Origin of the sequence: Azospirillum sp. BE72, assembly GCF_031455875.1 — a bacterium.
Taxonomy (GTDB): Bacteria; Pseudomonadota; Alphaproteobacteria; order Azospirillales; family Azospirillaceae; genus Azospirillum.
Genome location: NZ_JAVDTO010000021.1, coordinates 41841 through 62070, shown reverse-complemented (window position 1 = coordinate 62070; position 20230 = coordinate 41841). Strand labels below are relative to the sequence as shown.

At 66.1% G+C, this 20230-nt stretch carries 14 protein-coding genes; 1 reads left to right on the top strand and 13 read right to left on the bottom strand.

Features of this window, described 5'->3' with window-relative positions; all coding sequences use genetic code 11:
* Window positions 1-33: 33 nt before the first annotated feature.
* The 13 genes from J2Y49_RS29210 to rfbH all read right to left on the bottom strand — a co-directional run bounded on the left by J2Y49_RS29210 (window position 34) and on the right by rfbH (window position 18554).
* Window positions 34-2034, bottom strand: coding sequence for a tetratricopeptide repeat protein (locus J2Y49_RS29210; protein WP_310119040.1), 2001 nt, complete (start codon window positions 2032-2034; stop codon window positions 34-36).
* Window positions 2031-3572, bottom strand: a complete 1542-nt coding sequence (locus J2Y49_RS29205; RefSeq protein WP_310119039.1) for a tetratricopeptide repeat protein — start codon at window positions 3570-3572, stop codon at window positions 2031-2033. Before J2Y49_RS29205 ends, J2Y49_RS29210 begins: the two co-directional genes overlap by 4 nt.
* 123 nt (window positions 3573-3695) lie before the next feature.
* Window positions 3696-4535, bottom strand: a complete 840-nt coding sequence (locus J2Y49_RS29200; protein ID WP_310119038.1) for a class I SAM-dependent methyltransferase — start codon at window positions 4533-4535, stop codon at window positions 3696-3698.
* A 152-nt stretch (window positions 4536-4687) separates the two neighbouring features.
* Window positions 4688-5662 (bottom strand): NAD(P)-dependent oxidoreductase, encoded by a 975-nt coding sequence (locus J2Y49_RS29195; RefSeq protein ID WP_310119037.1) that lies wholly within the window; start codon window positions 5660-5662, stop codon window positions 4688-4690.
* 14 nt (window positions 5663-5676) lie between these two features.
* Entirely contained in the window at window positions 5677-7167 is a 1491-nt protein-coding gene (locus J2Y49_RS29190; protein ID WP_310119035.1) for a glycosyltransferase family 61 protein, read from the bottom strand.
* Window positions 7168-7487: 320 nt separating this feature from the next.
* Window positions 7488-8582 (bottom strand): CDP-glucose 4,6-dehydratase, encoded by a 1095-nt coding sequence (rfbG, locus tag J2Y49_RS29185; RefSeq protein WP_310119034.1) that lies wholly within the window; start codon window positions 8580-8582, stop codon window positions 7488-7490.
* Window positions 8582-9355 carry a glucose-1-phosphate cytidylyltransferase gene (gene rfbF / locus J2Y49_RS29180; RefSeq protein ID WP_310119033.1) on the bottom strand — a complete coding sequence of 258 codons (774 nt, stop codon included), beginning with the start codon at window positions 9353-9355 and terminating at the stop codon, window positions 8582-8584. Before rfbF ends, rfbG begins: the two co-directional genes overlap by 1 nt.
* Window positions 9356-9504: 149 nt before the next feature.
* Window positions 9505-10704 carry a hypothetical protein gene (locus tag J2Y49_RS29175; protein WP_310119032.1) on the bottom strand — a complete coding sequence of 400 codons (1200 nt, stop codon included), beginning with the start codon at window positions 10702-10704 and terminating at the stop codon, window positions 9505-9507.
* A 50-nt stretch (window positions 10705-10754) separates the two neighbouring features.
* Window positions 10755-13055: a glycosyltransferase family 2 protein gene (locus tag J2Y49_RS29170; RefSeq protein WP_310119031.1), complete on the bottom strand. Its 2301-nt coding sequence runs from the start codon at window positions 13053-13055 to the stop codon at window positions 10755-10757.
* Window positions 13056-13074: 19 nt separating this feature from the next.
* On the bottom strand, window positions 13075-13623 hold the full coding sequence (locus J2Y49_RS29165; protein WP_310119029.1) for a hypothetical protein: 549 nt from the start codon (window positions 13621-13623) through the stop codon (window positions 13075-13077).
* A complete protein-coding gene (locus tag J2Y49_RS29160) occupies window positions 13620-14624 on the bottom strand; it encodes an NAD-dependent epimerase/dehydratase family protein (protein WP_310119027.1) in 1005 nt (334 codons plus the stop codon). Before J2Y49_RS29160 ends, J2Y49_RS29165 begins: the two co-directional genes overlap by 4 nt.
* A complete protein-coding gene (locus J2Y49_RS29155; RefSeq protein ID WP_310119025.1) occupies window positions 14621-17206 on the bottom strand; it encodes a glycosyltransferase in 2586 nt (861 codons plus the stop codon). Before J2Y49_RS29155 ends, J2Y49_RS29160 begins: the two co-directional genes overlap by 4 nt.
* Before the next feature lie 16 nt (window positions 17207-17222).
* Complete coding sequence (gene rfbH, locus J2Y49_RS29150) at window positions 17223-18554, bottom strand: lipopolysaccharide biosynthesis protein RfbH (protein ID WP_310119024.1); 1332 nt, start codon at window positions 18552-18554, stop codon at window positions 17223-17225.
* 859 nt (window positions 18555-19413) lie between these two features.
* Here rfbH and J2Y49_RS29145 point away from each other — a divergent pair.
* Complete coding sequence (locus tag J2Y49_RS29145; RefSeq protein ID WP_310119023.1) at window positions 19414-20214, top strand: aldolase/citrate lyase family protein; 801 nt, start codon at window positions 19414-19416, stop codon at window positions 20212-20214.
* Window positions 20215-20230 lie beyond the last annotated feature (16 nt).

The window sequence follows — 20230 nt, the reverse complement described above, 5'->3', positions numbered from 1 at the left end:
AGACCATACTCGGAATAGAGGATTCCCGCTCCGTTACGTTCCTGTAATCGGATCGGGCAGCACTCTGAATCCCTGAGGCGGCCGGCCGGAGGCATGCAGACCCCACATGCCCTGATAGGCTTTCTCCAGATGCCGGGTGAAACGGCGGCTGTCGAACAGCGGAGCCGTCATCCGTCCTTCCTCCAGCCGCTTACGAAGGCCCGCCCGCCCGGCGGGATCGCCGGCGAGCGCCACCGCCAGTTCCTCGTAGTCGGCCAGCGACTGCGTCACCGTGTCGGGCAGGCCGGCCGCGTTCAGCAGGCTGGCGGCCACCCGCGAGGCGAAGGTCCCGCCCAGGCAGGTCACCACCGGACAGCCCGCCCACAATGCGTCGCTGGTGGTGGTGTGGCCTGTGTAGGGCAGGGTGTCGAGCGCCAAGTCGGCGATGCGGTAGCGGGCGATGTGGTCGGCCAGCGGACGGGGCGGGGCGAAGACCAGCCGGACGGGATCGACTCCCTGGGCCTTGGCCGCGGCCTTCAGATTGCCGGCAGCCAGGGGGTTGGCTTCGAACAGCCACAGCACCGAACCCGGCACGCGCTTCAGGATGCGCATCCACAAGGCGAACATGGTCGGGCTGATCTTGTAGGCGGTGTTGAAGGCGGCGAAGACGACGCCGTCCTCCGGCAGACCGCAATCGGCACGCGACGGAATGTCATCGGGCAACGGGCGGCGGCGGTCGTTGATCTGGTAGGCGTCCGGCAGCAGTACCAGCCGCTCGGCATAGAAAGGCTGGTGTTCCGGCGGGGTGACGAAGCGGTCGCCGATCACGTAATCCATGTGCGGGCAGCCGATGGTGCCGGGGTATCCCAGATAACTCACCTCGACCGGCGCCAGCCGGCGCGACAGCAGGTCGAGCCTGGTCTGCTTCGTGTAGCCCTTCAGGTCGATCATGATGTCGACGCCGTCGTCGGCCATGCAGCGGGCAACGGCGTCCAGCGGCACGCTGCGGATGTCGCGGAAGCGGTCGAAGGCCGTCACCAGCCGCTGGCGCATCGCGCTGCCGTCGTCCGGGCCGTAGGAATAGGCCAGCACCTCGAACCGCTCGCGGTCGTGCAGTTCGAACAGTTCGGCCGCCAGGAAGGCGGTGGCGTGCTCGTGGAAATCGGCGGAGACATAGGCGATGCGCAGCCGCCCGCTGGGCGATGGAACCCGCGCCTGCAAGGGGGCGGGGGCGGCACGCTTGACCACCCGGTCAAAGAACAGGCGGGCGGAGCGGTCCTGCTGGGCCGGGCCGGTATCGATGGACAGGGTGGCCAGCGGGATGACGATGCCGCCGTCCTGGTCGATGATCTCCGCCACCCGTGCGCAGAGCCGGTCATAGTCGTCCCAGTCGCACAGCGTCTGCATCAGGTACAGGTGATAGCACAGCGCCTCGGTCTTGGCCGGGGACAGCGCCACCGCGCGGGTGTAGGCGGTCTTCGCCTCGGTCAGCCGGCCCAGCTCGCGCAGGGTGTGGGCATGGCCCAGCATCGCCTCGGCATGGCTGGGCTCGACGACCAGTGCCCTGCGCAGCGCGCGGTCGGCCTCGGCAACGCGATGACTCTCGCGCAGGGCCACGCCCAGGTTGGCGGCGGCGAGAGCGTCGATCGGCCTCAGCCGGAGCGCGCGGGCGAAATCGGTCGCCGCCCCGTTGCGGTCGCCCAGCGTCAAGCGGGCGGAGCCGCGGTTGACGTAGGCCTCCGGCGTGACTGGCGACAGCTGGACGCAACGGTCGTGCGCCGCCAGGGACTCGCCCATGCGGCCCAGCGACTGCAGTACGGTGCCGAGATTGCCGTGGCTGTCGGCCAGATCGGGTCGCATGGCGATCGACTGGCGCAGGATCGTTTCCGCTTCCTGCGGACGATTCTGCATCATCACCGTCACGCCCAGAAGCTGGGCGACCTCGCCCGTTCCGGGAGCGGCCTGCAGGATGGCCCTGCACAGCCCTTCGGCCTCCGCCATCCGGCCGGCGCGGAAATGCTCCAGCGCCAGTCGCACCGCCTCGTTCAGCGTCATCGCGGCATCCCCCCGGCGGCCTTTGCAGCGACCTCGGCCGTCACGTCCGCCGTCACCCTGGTCATCACTTCGGCCCAGTCATTGGACTTCGCCTGACGGAACAGGCGCATGGTCGGATACCAGGGGCTGTCGAGCCGGTCGCGCATCCAGCGCCAATCGGCGAACCACTTCAGCACCACCCAGGTCGGCCGCCCCATGGCGCCGGCGAGATGGCAGACCGAGGTGTCGCAGGTGATGATCAGATCCAGGTTCGCCATCACCGCGGCGGTGTCGAGGAAGGCATCCGGCCCGGCGTCGAAATCCGCCCCCAGTTCCGTCACCGCCACCCGGTCGCGCAGCCGCTCCAGATGGTCCAGGCCCGACACCTTCTGCAGGCTGTAGAGCCGCACGCCGGGCAGCCGTCCCATCGCCTCGAAGCACTCCAGCGGGATCGACTTGCCGGTCTCGTTGCCGTGCCAGTTGATGCCGATGCGCAAGGCCGGACGCTTGCCGCCCTCCAGCCGGTCCAGCCGCTCCGCCCAGCGGGCCGCCAGTTCCGGTTCGGCCCGGATATAGGGCACGCCGCCGGGAACGGTGTCCGGCGTGGTGCCCAGCCGGTGCATCAGGCTCATCAGCGAGATGTGGTAATCGTAGGCGGGCAGCGGCTCGCCGAAGGCGAACAGCCCGTCCAGGTCAGGCGCAGTCGACAGCACGCGCTTCAGCGCCGGCTGGCATTCGTACAGCACCCGCGCGCCCATCCGCTTCAGCACACCGGCATAGCGGATGTACTGGAAGGAATCGCCCAGCCCCTGTTCGAAATGAACAAGCAGGGTCCGGCCCTCCAGCGGCTGGCCCTGCCACAGGATGCCGGGCATGTTGCGCTTGCGCCAGACCGGCTGTTCCAGCCGGCCTTCATAGGCGACGGTGCCGTTAGAATAATCGCCGGCCATCAGCAGACAGGTACCGAGATTCTTGCGGTATTCCGGCTTGCCGACGTCGATGGCGAGCGCACGCCGGTAGTTCAGCGCCGCTTCGGGCGGGCGGCCTAGGCTGAGGCTGACGGCACCCAGGTTGTTGTAGTTGACGGCCACGTCCGGCTCGACGGTGAGCGACAGCCGGTAAACGGCACGCGCCCGCTCGCCCTCCCCGGTGAACATGAACAGGTTGCCGAGCGTCAGCAGCGCGCCCGGATAGTCCGGCTTCAGCCGCGCCAGTTCGCGGAAGGCGATCAGCGCATGGTCCAGGTTGCGCCGGTCGAGCAAGATGTTGCCCAGCGCGTTCAGCACGTCCGGATAGGCGGGGCGCAGGCGCAGCGCCTGGCGCAGCGGCTCCATCGCCTCGTCCGGCCTCCCGGCCGCCCGCAACGACAGGCCGAGATTGCCGTGCAGGTTGGCGATGTCGGGACGCTCGTCGGCCAGCCGGCGGAAGGTCTCGGCCGCCTCGTCGAAGCGACCGGCCTGGAACAGGACGGCACCGCCGTTGAAGGCCTCGATGAAGGCCGATGAGAACTCGGAAATGGCAACCCCCAACGCTTCGGCCCGATGCCTGGCTTGCAACACGCGCCCAAGGCCCTGCTGCGCGGAGGACCCGCCGCACGGAACCGCGGTTTCTTACCCCAACAGCGCGGCTGGGGGCAATAAAGGGCTGCCTCCGCCGCTCTCTTCCTCCGGCTTCATTCCGCCTTACCCCTGCGGCTTCCGGCCGATGGCGGCCCAGGATATCTCGTTGACCCAGGCAAGCCGGACATCCTCCAGCCCGGCATCCTTCATCAGCGCCTCCACCTCGTCGCGGCGCCAGTAGTTGGCGATCTTCGGCAGCATCTGGTCGAAGACAATGGAGCGCAGATGCGCGAAGTCGAAGCGGCGGATCAGGCGGAAATATTCCAGCCGGTCCAACCCCAGCCGCAGCGCCAGCCACAGCACGGCGGTCGGCGGCAGCGACAGCGCATGCACCAGCCCGATCGGCAGGCGGCTGAACAGCGCTTTGCGCAGCGGGTCGGCGAAACGGACGATCCAGCCGTTGTTCTCGCGGCCATAGACCCAGATCATCACCCGCCCGCCCGGCTTCACCGCGCGCACCATGTTGGCGAGCGCCCTCTCCGGATATGCGAGATGGTGGATGACGCCGATGGAGAAGGCGAGGTCGAAGCGCTCCTCTTCGTTCAGCTCATAGGCGCTCTGGCGGCGCACCTCCATCGCCGGATGCCGCGCCAGCGTGGTGCGGGCGGACGTCAGGCTGCGCTCGTCGATGTCGATGGCCAGCCCGCCGGCCGCGCCATAGCTCATCGGCCAGTGGCTGTTGCGCCCCATGCCGCAGCCGACGTCGACGAAGGTCAGGCCGCGCCAGTCCTCCGGCGCCATGAAGGGCGTCCAGCGCCGGAACTGCTCCTCGTAGATGCCCTTCAGTTCGGCATAGCGCCCCCACTCGTAACCGAAGCGGTCAGCCGACCCGGTGTGGACGGCATCGTCCCCGGATGCCGTAACGGCAGGCGGGCGGGCGTCGGGAGACGGCGTTACGCTCATGGCAGACGTCCGGATGTAAGTGGGCGGGTCACTGGCCGGCCTTGGTATGGGCGGGGAATGGCCTTGTCAAGGCAAGCCGCTTTGCCAAGGCGTGGCAAGAGTGGGAACCGTGGCCCTCCGACGGCGCCGGTCACGGACCGGAGACGTCGGCCTCAGACGTTCCGGATGGACTCGATGGTCTTCTGGAGACCGACGTCCAGCTTGGTTCGCGGGCTCCATTCGAACAACCGTTCCATGGTCCGGATGTCTGCGACCATGCGAGGAGGATCGCCCAGCCGGGCCGGCATCTCGCCCCAGATGAAGAGATCGGACCGGACGTCCATGATGGCGCAGATCCGTTCGACGATGTAGCGCAGGCGGATCGGATAGCCCGACCCCAGATTGACCACCTCCGGCCAGTCGGTGTTCGAGTTGATGATCCGTGCGAAACCATCCACGACATCGTCGATATAGGTGTAGTCCCGGATCTTGCTGCCGTTGGAGCAGTTCATCGGCTTGCGGCTGAGGCAGGCGCGGATCACCGCGGGGATGAACTTGTTCTCGGCCTCCAGCGGACCGTAGATCCCGAAGGGACGCACGATCAGCAGACGCAGCCCGAGTTCCCGCGCCTTGACCCTCAGCAGAAGCGACGCCGACGCCTTCATCGTCCCGTAGAAGGATTCGGGGTTGATCGGCAGATATTCGTCGATGGGGGCGTTGGAGGCGGCGTATTCGTAGGCGCTTCCGATATGCACCACGTCGGCGTTCACGCCGGAGGCGCAGTCGACGATGTCGAGCGCGATCCGGATGTTGGTTTGAAAGCCGAGCTCAAGGTTGCGATGGGTCGGATCCAGGCCATAGCCGACGGCGTTGATGATGACCCGGGGCTTGATCTCGGCAAAGGTCGCCTTGAGATGGTCGGCGGAGTAATCGGTGCGGATGACGGTCCCCCGGAACGGGTTCCCGATGGCCGGCGTCAGCAGCCGCTCCAGGGCGCCGTTCGGACGCACGAGGGCGATGACTTGGTGCCCCATGGCGGCGAGGCCGCGGGCCAGATGGGAACCGACGAAGCCGTTGGCTCCGGCGATCACCACCGGCCTTGCGTTCTGTGGCAACGGCTGGTTGCCCGTCGAGCTTGTGTGGTCCATACGCTCCTGCCCGGTCACAGAATCTTGCTGAGCAATTCGTCGAGAATATCGGGGGGGAGATCCGTCGTCCTTTCCTGAAAGCCCCGGTCTTTCAGTTCGGGAGATACCGCCGTGATGATGTAGCAGTATCTGAGGTCGCTTGCGTTCGCGAGATAGTATTCCCAGAACGGATCATGGTGCATCTCGTCGAACACTTCGATGGTGACGCTGTCCTTCGGGCAGAATGAAATGTTGCACATGTTGCTGCCGTAGATGCCGAAGACGGCGTCCGCCATGGCATAGGTGGCCACCTGTTCCACAAAGGAGACGGTTCCACCGATCAGCGAGGAGAAGCCGTGCTTGTGCAGCACCGCTTCGATTTTGGCATCTTCCGTGAAGCTGCGGAGCTGACCGCGCCGCGACGCGTAGATGCGCCCCGGCTTCGGCGGCTCCTTGAGCATCCGCAGGGCGTTCTTCCCCATGACCTGGAACGGCTTGCCCATGCCGGACCAGTGATGGCTGTGTGACCGGTGGAAAGAGGGGACGATCAGCTTCTTGCAGTGGACGATGCCCTTGGGGATCGGCAGAACCGGGTTGTCGACCCCCAGCAGCTGCAGCGAGATGAGCCGGAAATCTTCGTTGGCGACGCCGCCGTTGATGCCGAGAGCCAGCTGGTCGGCGATCTCGGGTGCCGCCTCGCGGATCCAGTCCAGGAAGACCCAGTTGGTCACCGACTGGCCCAGCCAGTGGCCATAGCCCAGCTTCAGGGTGCTGAACAGGAAGACCGGCATCTCGAGCGTCGTGGTCGGACGATGGCTGGTGACCGACACCATCTGCTCGAGCGCGGTGATCTTGGAGCCGAGCAGGTGGTAGTCCGTGTCCCACAGCGGTTCCAGCCCTGGGAACTGGGTCGTCTCGTGCAGCACATGGCCGTCCCGCGTCACCACGATCATGCCGTCCACGATCCAGCAATCATTGAGCACGGTGAAGAATGCCGGAGTGGGCGGATAGCCGGTCGTCGAAGCCCGGCTGAGGCAGAGTTCGAACTTCGCGGCGTCGGGACTGGTGCCGAAATTGAGGCTTTCGGGAAGTGGCGGACGCGCCACGGACGGCTTGCCGTCGTGAAGGACGACCGAGAAATCCTGGGTGCCCCGATAGGCATCCGGGAACCCCTCGGGCGTCGTGACCGAGGCGGGCAGGGGACCGGCGTGGATGGGAAGCGGCGATTCCGTCATCGGGACGCCGGCCTGCGTCCCGCGGACCAGCCAGATCGGACTGTCGGAGAAGCCGAGCTGGGCGACCCTTCCCTTGAGGACGCCCGTGTGCAGGGTGGAGATGTCGAAGATCGACAGGATCGTCTGGCTTCTATCGATGAAAAGCAGATCGGTGCCGATCAGCTTCCACGATGCTTCCGCACCATGGAGGCTGCGTACCGAGAACACATCCGTCAGACCGACTTTGCGAACGGGTGTGTGGAGGCTTCCGACACAAACTGTCCAATCGCCGACTAAAGTGCTTGCTTCCATAAGAGACCACCTCGTATCCCAGCAGAAATCGTCTCGAATGGTGCTAATTCATAAGCGGAACAATCGCAAGGGCACAATCCTTCAGCCAGCGACCCGTAACGAAATTCATAATCACCGGCGTTCCAGCACATGAGATTTTGGTGTTCCGTGTTTGATCCAAACAGGCGTGCTGGTGAATTATTTGACAGCTTTACATGGCGGCGGATGAGCAGAGAGTTGGTGGAAGGAGAGGGGAGGCATCGGGGCGCCCTTTTCGCCCTCCGCCTCCCTGTATGCCCCTCCCACGGGTTCCCGTCCGGGATTCGCCGTCGGTGCGCTTTCTACCGGTCGCCTGCCTCGTAGCGGGCGATCTGGTCGAGCGTGATCTCGGCGGCACCTTCGCCGGCCTGCCTGCGCTGGAACCATTCGACCGTCCAGTCCAGGCAGCCGCTCAGATCCAGGCGCGGCTCCCATCCCAAGCGCATGCGCGACTTGGAGGAGTCCACCCGCAGGTAGCTGGCCTCGTGCGGGTGGTCGCCGCCGTCCAGCACCCAGGATGCGCCGTCACCCCAGCGTTCGACCACCCGCGACACCACCCAGGATACCGGGCGGGCGTCGCTGTCGGCCGGGCCAAAGTTCCAGCCCTCGGCGTGGGCCGCCGGGTCGGTGTCCAGCCGTTCCGCCAGCCGCAGATAGCCGCTCAGCGGTTCCAGCACATGCTGCCAGGGCCGGATGGCATGCGGGTTGCGCACGGCGACCGGACGGCCGTCCGACAGCGCACGCACGCAGTCGGGGATCAGCCGGTCGCCGGCCCAGTCGCCGCCGCCGATGACGTTGCCCGCGCGCACCGAAGCGAGCGCAGCCGTGCCCGGCCGGCTGAAATAGGATCGGCGCCAGGCCGATGCCACCAGTTCGGTGCAGCCCTTGCTGGCGCTGTACGGATCATGGCCGCCCATCGGCTCCGTCTCGCGATAGGGCCAGGGCCATTCCCGGTTCTCGTAGCATTTGTCGCTGGTCACGACGACGATGGACCGCAGGTTCGCGCTGCGCCGTGCCGCCTCCAGCACATGGATCGTCCCCATGACGTTGGTGGCGAACGTCCCCACCGGCTCGTCGTAGGACAGGCGCACCAGCGGCTGCGCGGCCATGTGGATGAGGATTTCCGGATCGGCCGCGCGGATGGCGGCGGACACGGTCTCGGGGTCGCGGATGTCGCCGATGCGCGAGACCATCCGCCGGTCCAGGCCGGCAAGCGCGAACAGGCTCGGCTCGGTCGGCGGATCGAGCGCGAGGCCCGACACCCGGGCACCCATCCGCAGCAGCCACAAGGACAGCCAGGCGCCCTTGAAGCCGGTGTGGCCGGTGACGAGCACGCGCTTTCCGGACCAGAAGGCCGGGTCGGGCATTCCGGTGCCGGACGTGACGATGTCGGTCATCACCACCTCTTCCACGGGGCTTCGCCGGTCGCCCACAGCTTTTCCAGATGCGTGCGGTCGCGGATGGTGTCCATCGGGTGCCAGAAGCCGTCGTGATGGAAGGCGGTGAGCTGCTGGTCGGCAGCCAGGTTGGTCAGCGGCTCGTTCTCCAGCGGGAGGTGGTCGGCCTCGATATAGTCGATGGCGCCCGGCTCCATGACGAAGAAGCCGCCATTGATCCAGCCGCCATCGCCCAGCGGCTTCTCGCGGAAGTTGGACACCCGGCTGTTCTCGATCTCCAGCGCACCGAAGCGGCCGGGCGGACGTACGGCGGTGACGGTGGCGAGCCGGCGGTTGGTGATGTGGTGCTCGATCAGGCGGCCGACATCCACATCGGCGACGCCGTCGCCATACGTCAGGCAGAACGGCTCGTTGCCGATATAGTCGCGCACCCGGCGCACCCGGCCGCCGGTCATCGTCTCCAGGCCGGTATCGACCAGGGTGACCTTCCAGCTCTCAGCGCGGCCGCGATGAACCTCCATGCTGTTGTCGGCAAGGTCGAAGGTAACATCAGCCATGTGAAGGTAGTAATTGGCGAAATATTCCTTGATGGCGTAGCCTTTGTATCCAAGGCAGATGATAAACTCGTTGATGCCGAAGCTGGAATATATCTTCATGATGTGCCACAGGATCGGACGGCCACCGATCTCCACCAGCGGCTTCGGCCGAAATTCCGTTTCTTCGGCAAGGCGGGTGCCCATGCCACCCGCGAGAATCACTGCTTTTCTGACCATAGCCCCCTCACCACATTCAATACTGCAACGTCGCCGCCAGCCCGGCGCGGCTTCCCTCGGCGCTCCCGGTCGGGAACCGCCGCCTCAAAATCCGGGTTGCGGAAACCCGCCCCGTGCCTTCTTCCCCAATCCTCTTCAGTGCTGCGGCCTCAGCCTGCCTCGCTCAGCATGCTGGAAAGATTGCCGCATTCGCCGAGAAGCCAGTCCCGCATCAGCGTTTCCAGGCCGGCCCGTTCCTCTGCCTTCAGCGCGCCCAAGGGCAGCAGGGGGTTTGGCCGCTCGATGTTGGAACGCGCCCGGTAGGCCATCGAGAAGTAGTCGGTGTAGTCTTCGATCAGCGGCAGCAGTCGCTCGAACTTCGCCAGCAGACCGAGATAGAGCGGCGGCAGGTCGGCATAGACGTCGGCCAAGGCCTTCAGGGCCGCAGCGTTCACGGCCTGCGTCGCGTCGCGGCTCTCGATCCAGTTCCGCAGCTGCTCGGCGAGCTTGTGCAGGATGTGGTCGGTCTGCTTGTAGCTGGTCTCCGGGAACTGTTCGGTCAGGCCGTTCAGATAGTCCTGCGGGACGGCGCCGCGGCGGATCAGCTCGCCGACCAGCAGAGGAATGCCGACCGCCCAATAGAACAGCTTGGGCTTGTCCAGTCGCTTCGCGATCAACTGCGGGCTGAGAACGCTGCTGTGGCGCATCGGGTTGTCGATCACCGAAACGGCGTTCCCGGCACGCAGCATCGCCGGCCGCGAACCCAGGGCCTCGACCAGGACCGCGGCGCGGAAATACACCTCCGACAGGCTGTAATAGCTCTGCCAGTCGACGCTCCGCACCGGCTCGGTCTTGAAGATCAGCGTGCTGATCTGGTGCACGAGGCCGGTGAAGCCCAAGCGGTGCACCAGTACGGCGCCGTTCGTCTCCATCTTCTCGGGAAGGGTGCCTGCGAAGCGCGACACCAGCGTCCGCCCTGTTTCGGTGACGATCGGGCAGTTGATGGCGATCAGGTCGTGCGTGTCGGCAAGCAGATGGCGGAGCACCGCCCCCAGGGCGAGCGGATCGATGACGTCGACCGGATGCAGCCCCATCGTGTAGAGGCCGCCGCAGGCCGGCAGCGCGGCGAACAGCATCTCGTCCAGGGTGAGATACGGGTTGTCGAGCCTGTGGATCCGAAGGCGCGGCAGCGTGTCCCCGAATGCCGCGATGGTCGTTTCGGGACTGTCGGATCCGGCCGGGACGATGACGACCAGTTCGATGACGTCGCCGTACAACTCGACCGTCTTCCTGATCTCCTGAAGGCGGCTGCGCAACATGGAGCCGACGTCCAGCGCGGGAATTTGAATGGACAGGAGAGGGGGCGTCATCGGTGTGGCCTGTCTGCTCGTGCGGCTTGATGGATCGCGACGTTGCACGCTCATGAAAGGTCCTGCCTGGCCGACGGCCTGCCTTCGGTCCGGCCGCAGACCAGCCAGTGATGGAAGCCGCTGCGGTAATGTCCGGCTGCGACCGCTTCGGCGACGTCCCCGTTGCGTGCCAGATAGCCCTGCTCGTTGAACAGCGGGCCGGGCGACAGCCCGCGCCGCTGGCCCACTGCCAGGTAATGGCGGAAGGGGTCGACGGGGGCGGCACCGTCGGCCAGGAGGCCGGCGTGTCTGGCGGCGTTCAAGTAGAAGACCGGGTCGAAGCTGTCGGCGGGCTGGCGCCCTTCGCGCCAGCCGGACTGCAGATAATGGTCGAACCCGCTGCGCAGCTCGCCGGAGGCAACCTGGGTGGCGACATCCGGGTGGCGGGCGCGGTACCAGGCCTCGTCGAAGAAGCAGGATGGCGGGAAGCCACAGCGCCGGCCGACATGGAGCCAGAAGACGAAGGACGATGCCCAGCCGCCGGCGGCGACCAGCTGGGACACCGCCGGGTAGAGGTGGCGGTACGAGGCCTCGTCGAAGAAGGGCGAGGGGTTGCAGCCCTTCATTACCCCTTCCTGCAGAAAGTGCGATAGCCCGTCCTTCCAGCGCTTTGCGGCGATACCGGCGCGGATGTCCGGGTAATGCTCCAGGTACCAGGCCTCGTCGAAATAGGAAGCGGCTTCGGCCGTCAGGGCGGCGGCGTCCACCGGCTTGCTGCGTTCCCGCTTCAGCGTCTCCGCGTCGATCGCGGCCAGCCGGTTCCGTTCGATGCTGCTGCCGATGCGGGCGCGCAGGGACTCCCGGTCGCCGGCGATGTAGAACAGCGGCGGGCATTCGATCGCCGGCAACGCCCTGGCGTCCAGCCCGTCCAGTCCCGCCTGCACGGCGACCCAGTCCGATGTCCGCTTCACCAGCCGGTATCCGTCATGCTCATCGCCGGCACCGGCGCCGGCCTGCTGCGGAAGGCGCAACTGAAGCTCGGCCAGGGACTTGGCGACTAGCAGATACGGAGCCGCTTCCCTAAGATCGACCGCGGTCAGGTTGATGCCGTCGAGCATGCGGTGGACGGCGACATGGCGGTTGACGACCCGATACAGCGTGTATTCGTCCTGCGTCCCCAGGCGCCGCACCACCTTGCGGGCGTCCAGCCACTGGCGGACCTCGGCGACGATCCGCTCGATCCCGGCCCGGATCTGGGCTCTGGCCCGTGCGGAGAGTTCGGGCGGCATCATGTCGAGAACGGCGCCGACCGTCGCCGCCCCGCCCGCCCCGCCCGCCTTGGCCGTCGACGGGGCGGCGGCGCTCCACAGCTGGACCGCGGCGCGGAGCTTGTACAGCGAGTCCAGCATCGGCTGCTCGCCGGTGCCGTACACGGCCATGTAGGCGGCGATGTCGTCGGTCGTCACCGCCTCGTAATCCCGGCCGCTCTCGATCCAGACCAGGATCTGGTCGGTCAGCTGCCACAGCACATACTCATTCAGCAGGAAACAGCCTTCGAGGTCGCGCTCCACCACGCCATGCAGGAAGTCGGGGGGCAGGGCTCCGCGTTCCTGGGCATGTCGGAGCAGCCGGACCAGGCCGACCGACCAGGGGAAGCGCAACGGTTTCTTCAGCAGGGCCGAGCGGGTCTTCCACGCGTCCTCCTCGGTGCCGGCGATGCGGTAGCGCAGCAGCGGCTTCGACAGGAACAGGCAGGACCGGTCCTTGAAGGCCTCGCAATACATGACGACGTGCGAGTAGATCGGCGACCGCTCCATGTAGGCGCGCCAGTCGACCGCCTCCAGGCAAGAGCGCCGGAACACCACCGCCGAAAAGCAGCAGGACAGGTTGATCATGCCCAGCTGCGAGATCAGATCGCGGATCGACAATTCCAGTTCCGGCCGGCTCATCGGGACGATGGATTCGGCCAGCGTCTCGCCGCTGGTGGACACCAGCCGCGGGTTCATCAGGATGAAGTCGTGGCGCTTGCGGTCCAGGACCTTCAGGATCTCGGCAACTGCGGTAATCTCCGGGATGTCGTCGTCCGAGAAGGTCCAGACGAACTCGCCCCGGCACTGCGGCAGTGCCGTGAAGATGTTCTCCTCACCCGAGGCGTAATGCTCGGGCTGGCGATAATAGCGGACGAAGTCGTGCCGGTCGACGAACCCGGCGACGATCTCCTGGGTACCGTCGGTGGATCGGTTGTCCGACACCAGGATCTCGACATCGTCCGCCTGGGCGTAGGCAACGCTCTCGATCAATCGATTGAGAACGAAGTTTACGAAGTACGCGCGTTGGAAGGTCGGTACCAGGATCGTCAGACGGGGAGCCATGATGGCTTGTTCCGGAAATTCAGGGGATGAAACGGAAAACCGGTCCGGGCGGAAGCTCGGAACCCGACAACCAAGGGTCATAGACTGTGTGTGCCGGATACAGCCGGTCCGGCACCCCCCGATGCCAGGCGAGGGCGCCGGGACGGGGAGGCGACTGATCAAGAAGAGCGGCGTTCCGGATCGGGCCGGTCAGCCGGCATAGGAAGAGAAGCGAAAAGAAATGGCCGCGGGCGGTGCGGAATTCCGTCATCGCCAGGGGGGGGCCGTCCGCCTCCACCGTCGCGGTCAGTTCAGCCTCGGCACAGGCGGCGATGCGCCGGGCCACCGGTTCGTTGACGCGGATGATGCTGCCGGGGATGTGCCATCCGCGGCCCCAGTCGTCCTCGCGCCAACTGAGCAGACTGCGGCCTTCACCGTCGCGAACGAGCAGATCGACGTTGACCATCGGCGTGATTTTCAGGGCGAAATCGAACACCGGTTCCGGCAGTCCCCGTTGCGGATCGGGGATGGCCTTCAGCACCTCGTTCAAAGGACCGGTCAGACGACCGGCGGTGCGGTCGTCGATCATGCTGCACGCCTTTCGTCGGGCGGCAGCGCCGCGACATAGGCGGCGGTGTCCAGGATCTGCGCATCCAGCGGACGCAGCGCGATCCCGTGCCGGTCGGCCAGCCGCCGCCATGGGGCCGGATCGCCCAGATAGCGGTCTTCCCGCCCAGGATCGTGGGGCGGTCGTTCGATCGGGATGTCCGCCCGGCCAAGCAGGGCGGCACAGCGCCGCGCCAACTCCCCGACCTCGACCGGTTCCAGCCCGGCCACGTCGAACAGGCTGGCCCCGGCACCCGGCTCCAGGGCCTCGGTGATCATCAGGTTCAGGGCGTCGCCGACATGGGTGTAGGCGCGGACGACGTGGTGGGGGGCCCGCAGGACCACCGGCCGGCCGTCGATCAGCGCAGCCAGGATCGACCCCAGCGCATAAAGGGACAGCTTGTTCATGAAGGGGCCGGACAGGTTGAACACCCGCCCGATCGCCACCCGGAATCCCCGGCGCGCCGCCAGGGCGGCGAAGCGCTCTTCATCCTTCAGCTTCAGCGCGCCGTAGGGGTTGGCGCCAGCCGCGTTCCCCATGGCTCCGTACACGGCGCCGGAGGAAGGCAGGACCAGACCGGCCGGATGCACCGTCTCCAGCCAGCCTGCGACCGCATCGGTGATGGCGGTATTGCCGCGCTCATAAGCGTCCGGCGACAGGCCGTCGACCTTGTCCTTGGTCAGAAAGGCGAGGTGGAACACCAGCGGCGCCTCCACCCGCAGGCCGCCGAGTTCGGACAGCGGGCGCACCGCGACGGACCGGCCGCCCGGGAGCGGCATCGTCCGCGCCGCCGACCCGAACACATGCACCCGCGACAGCAGATCGCCGCTCTCCGCGCTGCCGCCGATCATGTGCAGGACGGCCTGCCCCATCCATCCGCCGCCGCCGATGACGACGACCGGCCGCTCCTGTCCGGCAAGCGCGCCGGCGACCGACGGGTGCAGGGCGGGGATCGGGAAGGGGGAGGGGGTGGGAATGCTCATGTCCTGCCCGCTCCTGCTCCATGGGGACCAGGATCGGAACGGTTGCCCGACGGGTTCGTCGCGGCACGCCGGCGAAGCCGGGCCAGACGCGGCACCCGGCCACCGCGGCGGCCTTCCTGCCGGCCGAACTGCAGCCAATGCTGCAAGGCGCCGACGACGACGCCCCGGGCGATGGCCTCGGCCACATCTGGGTTCGTGGCGAGATAGAGGCCGTCGTCGAAATCGGGACCGACGCCATAGCCGGCGGCCCGGCCATGGCGCAGGAAATGCTCCAGCGGACTCTGCCCAAGCGCGACCGCCGCCGCCGCGTCCGGATAGGTTTCGACATACCAGCCGGGGTCGAACAGGTCGAAGGGCCGCCAGCCCCGCGCCGCACCGACCGTCCGGTAATGGTCGAGGGGGGAGGCAGCCTGCCCCGAAGACAGGGCGGTCATCACCTCCGGATGGGCGGCGCAATAGCCGTCGGCGTCGAACCACAGGATCGGGCTCAGTCCCAGCGCGCGCCCCAGACCCAGCCAGTGGTGCAGGCCGCTGTCCCAGGCCCCTTCGGCGATGCCGCGGGCCACCAGTGGATGCGCGGTGCGGTACCAGCTTTCGTCGAACCAGATGCCGGGGCTGAGACCAGAGGCGCTGCCCTCGACGCAGAAATGGGTCAGGGCGTCGCATCCCAGCTGCCGCATCCGCGGTTCGACGCCGGGGTTGGCGGCGCAATACCACTCGGCGTCGAAGACCCCCAGCAGTTCCTCCGGCCGGTAGGCGGCGGCGATGCGCGCGCGCGCGTCCTCCATGCTGGTGAAGGCGGGGTCGGCGGCCCGCCGCGCCGCCAGCACGGCGGCGCGCAGCCGCGTCCGGTCGCCGACGATGCTCAGCGAACCGTCATTTCCATCGCCGGCCGTACCGCGATCCACCGGAACGGCCACATGCCGGCCGCGCCAGAGCGACAGGCGGTAGCCGAGGAAGAGTTCCGCGTCCGGCGCATCGGCCGGTGCGGGCTGTTCCCCGATCTGCCTGTACAGGGCGGCTTCACCGTCGGCCACCAGGATGGCGGAACCGCAGCCGGCCGGATCGATGCAGTCCAAATCGTCGATGTCGGACGCCGTCAGGACATGGTCGCCCCGAATCCCCACCACCACGCCACCCAGCGGCAGGATCTCGTAGCCATCGCGGGTCGACCGGCCGTCGGCCTGCAACGCCGGATCGATGCGGGCCTCGATGCCTGCCGCCAGCCCTTCGGTGCGACGGCGTAGCGCCGCCGCAAGAGCGTCGGCGGCCATCGCGGCCACCGCCGGCGGCACCGTTGCCAGAAGTCCGGCAAGGGTCGAAGCTGTTTCGGCCTTGCCCGGCGCGGCGTTCCGCCCGTTGCCGCCCAGGATGTCGAGAAGACTGACTGCCGCCCGATAGTCCACAGTCCGGGTCAGCGACCGCGGGTCCTGCGCGGCCACTGCCGCAGCGATGCGGTCCCGCGCCCAGCCGGCCAGTGGTGCTTCGAACGCCGCCCGTTCGTCCGCCGTCAGCAACTCCAGCGCATGGGCGGCCGGGAGGCCGGGATGGACCGGCGACGGCAGGAGCGACGCGACGACCGAAGCGGTTTCGCACAGCCGCCGCCCGGTTTCCCGCTCCACCCCGATCCCCGAGGCCAGCACGGTGCCGAGCAGGTCGACATCCTCCGCGCTCAATGACTGGGAGGGCTGCCGGCCGTCCAGCCACAGGCACAGCTGCTCGCATGCCTTGATCAGGATGTAGGGCAGCAGGCGCACGCGCCTGTCGGCTTCCGGCTCGACCACCCGGCCGGGGAAGTCGGGCGGCACGATGCCGCGCACGGTCAGGGCGTGAAGATGGCGCAGCAGGCCGCCCACCCACGGGTGGAGCAGCGGCACCTCGGCCACCGCGGCGAAGCGCCGGAACTCCTCCATCCCGGTGCCGCCCTGGCGCGCCGACACCAGCGGTTCGTCCACCATCACGCAACGCCGGTCCCGGAAGGCGTCCAGGAACAGCGCGACGTGGGCGTAGATCGGCGAGCGTTTCAGGTGTCCGGCCCAATCGGCGGCGTCCAGCGGGGCGCGCGCCATCACCATGGCGGTGAAGCAGGCGGCAAGCCCCTTGAAGCCGATGGCGGCGACCAGCCTGTCGAAGGGCCAGTCCAGGACCGGCTGACGCATCTTCACCGCGCGGTCGCGGATCGGCGCGCCGTCCGCCGCGATCAGGCGCGGATTGAGGACGAGAACATCCGGCCGGTGTGCGGCGAGAAGATCGAGGACGCGCGCGATAGCCCCGTCCTCCGGCTCGTCGTCGTCGCCGAACGGCCAGACATGCTCCCCCCGGCAATAGGGCAGGGCGAAGGCCAGGTTCTCCTCCGCCGATGGGACGTGCCTGGGAGGAGAAACCACGCGCAGGAATGGGAAAGACCGCCCCGCCGCCGCCAGGACCATGGGGGTGTGGTCGGCGGAGTGGTTGTCGCTGACCAGCAGCTCGACCGTTCCGGCGGGAAGCCGGGCGATCTGCGTCCCCAACCGGGCCAGCAGACCGCGCAGGAACTCCGCGCGCCCATAGGTCGGAACGAGTATGGTCAGACGGGGCGGCATGATGGCGGTCGGCGCCTCAGCGGCTGACGAAGGCGGTGATGACGTCCAGCATGTAGGCGATGTGCGCCTCGCCCAGGCCAGGGAACAGGCCGATCCAGAAGGTGCCGTTCATCACCCGGTCGCTGTTCTCGGTAGACCCGAAGACCCGATAGTTGCGGCCCTTCATATAGGGCTGGCACAGCAGGTTGCCGCCGAACAGCAGGCGGGTGGCGATGCGGTTGCTCTCCAGATGGCGGACCAGTTCGTCGCGGGTGAAGGATGCGCCCTCGGCCACCGTGATGGGGAAGCCGAACCAGGACGGATCGGAATTGGGCGTCGCCTCAGGCAGGATCAGGCGGTCGGCCAGGGGAGCCAGACCTTCCTTCAGAAGCGCGAAGTTGCGCCTGCGGGCGGCGATGAAGTCTTCCAGCCGGTCCATCTGGGCCAGCCCGACGGCGGCCTGCATGTCCGTGATCTTCAGATTGTAGCCGAGATGGCTGTACGTATACTTGTGATCGTAGCCGCAGGGCAACGTCCCCAACTGGCGGTCGAACCGCTTGCCGCAGGTGTTGTCCTTGCCGGGCGGGCACCAGCAGTCGCGGCCCCAGTCGCGGAAGGATTCCAGCGCGCGCTTGATGGAGCTGCCCTGGGTGAAGACGGCGCCACCCTCGCCCATGGTGATGTGGTGGGCCGGATAGAAGCTGAGGGTGCCGACGTCGCCGAAGGTGCCGACGAGCTTGCCGTCGTAGCGTGCCCCCAGCGCGTCGCAGCAATCCTCCACCACAAGCAGGTTGTGGCGGCGGGCGACGTCCATGATGGTGCCGAGATCGAACGGATTGCCCAGCGTATGGGCGACGACGATGGCGCGGGTGCGCTCGCTCAGCGCCGCTTCGATCTGGTCGGCGCGGATGTTGTAGGTCGGGATGTCGACGTCCAGGAACACCGGCACCAGCCCGTTCTGGATCAGCGGGTTGACGGTGGTGGGGAAGCCGGTGGCGCAGGTGATGACCTCATCCCCCGGTTTCAGCGCGCGGTCGCGCAGCAGCGGCGAGGTCAGGGCGGTGACCGCCAGCAGGTTGGCCGACGATCCGGAATTGCAGGTCAGGGCATGGCGGACGCCGAGGAAGCGGGACAGCCGCTCCTCGAACTGGTCGTTGAAGCGGCCGGTGGTCAGCCAGAAATCCAGCGAGCTGTCGACGAGAAGCTGCATCTCGTGCGCGCCATAGACCTTGCCGGACACCGGTACCGGCGAGCTGCCCGGAACGAAACTTTTCGGTGCATGCGCAAGCTCCGCGTATCGCGCGACCAGATCAAGGATCTGTTGACGCAGCGTTTCTGCTTCGGAGCGCTCAAGATCGGCACTACCCATTTCCGGCATCCTCTTCCAGGCCTTTAGTAACTGCCATGCAAGATAAAACTTAAGATTGCATAAGCGACGATTATCTATTGATTATTGCTTGAAGAGCGGGAGGCTTTTGCTGGGAACAGCGGAACTGTGGTGTCCCTCGTGTTCTGCGCTTAAGTCTCCCCCTTTGAAAAATACAAGGGCAACATCATGAAGAGCAGGGAGGGTCACTTGGCCAACTCACTCGCCGTGCGTCCATATTATATGCCATATGGAACCGCTTGCTAGCATGTGCCTTATCAAACCGTCTAGTACAAAATTCTGAGTTGCGTGTATGGAAAATATTGCCAAGGCAATAAGAGATAGCGCAAAGATAATGCAATCTAAGCTGGCCAATAAGAGGGGTAAAACGTTGCCCAAGGGGGCAGAGGGCTGAAGAAACTCGTAAAGTCATGGCCTCTGCAGGCAGCCTGTCCGACTGCCGCTCTTGCCGCCAAAGCCGGAGCAGATAACCAAAGAAATTACGCGGACACATGTGGTCATTTTGACGCAGAGAAAGACCTTCATCGAATACATCAAAGTTCGCGCACCTTACAGTTCGAAGTCGATAAAGAGTTGAGTTACAAATTTTATATTTTATTGTCGCTTGACTGAAAAAAAGTCGCCCTATAACCTCCGGCGATAAGCGTTTGCGATATTCCACCTTGCGGAAAGGCGCGCGTCAGGGCACGCAAAGCGTTTTGCAGTCGTCGAATTTGGCGATAAGTAAACGGGCGCGCCCTGGAATGATGTCTTAGGCAAATAAAAATCTAATTTATTTGCTTGACGACATGAATATGTATGTTTTTTTCTCGGGTAGTTTGCGTTTCTTCTGGAGATGGTGATGAATAAGCGTGAACGTGAGATGCTTGATATCCTCAAGCGTGGCCGTGACAATTTTGGATATTGCGGTGTCAAGGCTGAGTTCGAGGCGGAAGGCACACGCACGGATGAACTGCTTCGCCTTGTGGAGATCACCCGCAAGGCTGGGTTGAAGCTCGCCCTGAAAATCGGAGGTTGCGAAGCTATCCGCGATCTTCTCGAAGCCCGTCAGTTCGGCGTCGAGTACATCATTGCGCCGATGGTGGAGTCCGCCTACGCCCTGAGCAAGTTCATCGATGCGAAGAACCTCGTCTTCCGCAGCGATGAGCAGGAAGATACCGATTTTCTCATCAACATCGAGACGATCAACGCCTTCGAAGTTCTGCCCCGCATGATCGAGGTGGCCAACCGCCCCGGCGGCATCGACGGCCTCGTCTTCGGCCGCGTCGATTTCGCGCAGTCCATGGGGCTGAGCCGCGACGCCATCAACACCGACCAGGTCACCCAGTACGCGCTGGAAACCGGCCGGGCCTGCAAGGCCGCCAATCTCGACGTGGTGGTGGGCGGCGGCGTGTCGATGGACAGCCTGGGCATCCTGACCCGGATCCAGAGCGAACACCTGACCCGCTTCGAAACCCGGAAGATCATCTTCCGCGGCGACGCCGTCAACGAGCGCGGCGTCAAGGACGGCCTGCTGCAGGCGGTGAAGTTCGAGCTGCTGTGGCTGCTCAACAAGCGCGAATATTACGGCGCCATCTATGAAGAGGATGCCCGCCGCATCAACATGCTGGAAAGCCGCTGGAAGGTGCTGAGTGGGGAGTGAGCACAACCCGGCCTGC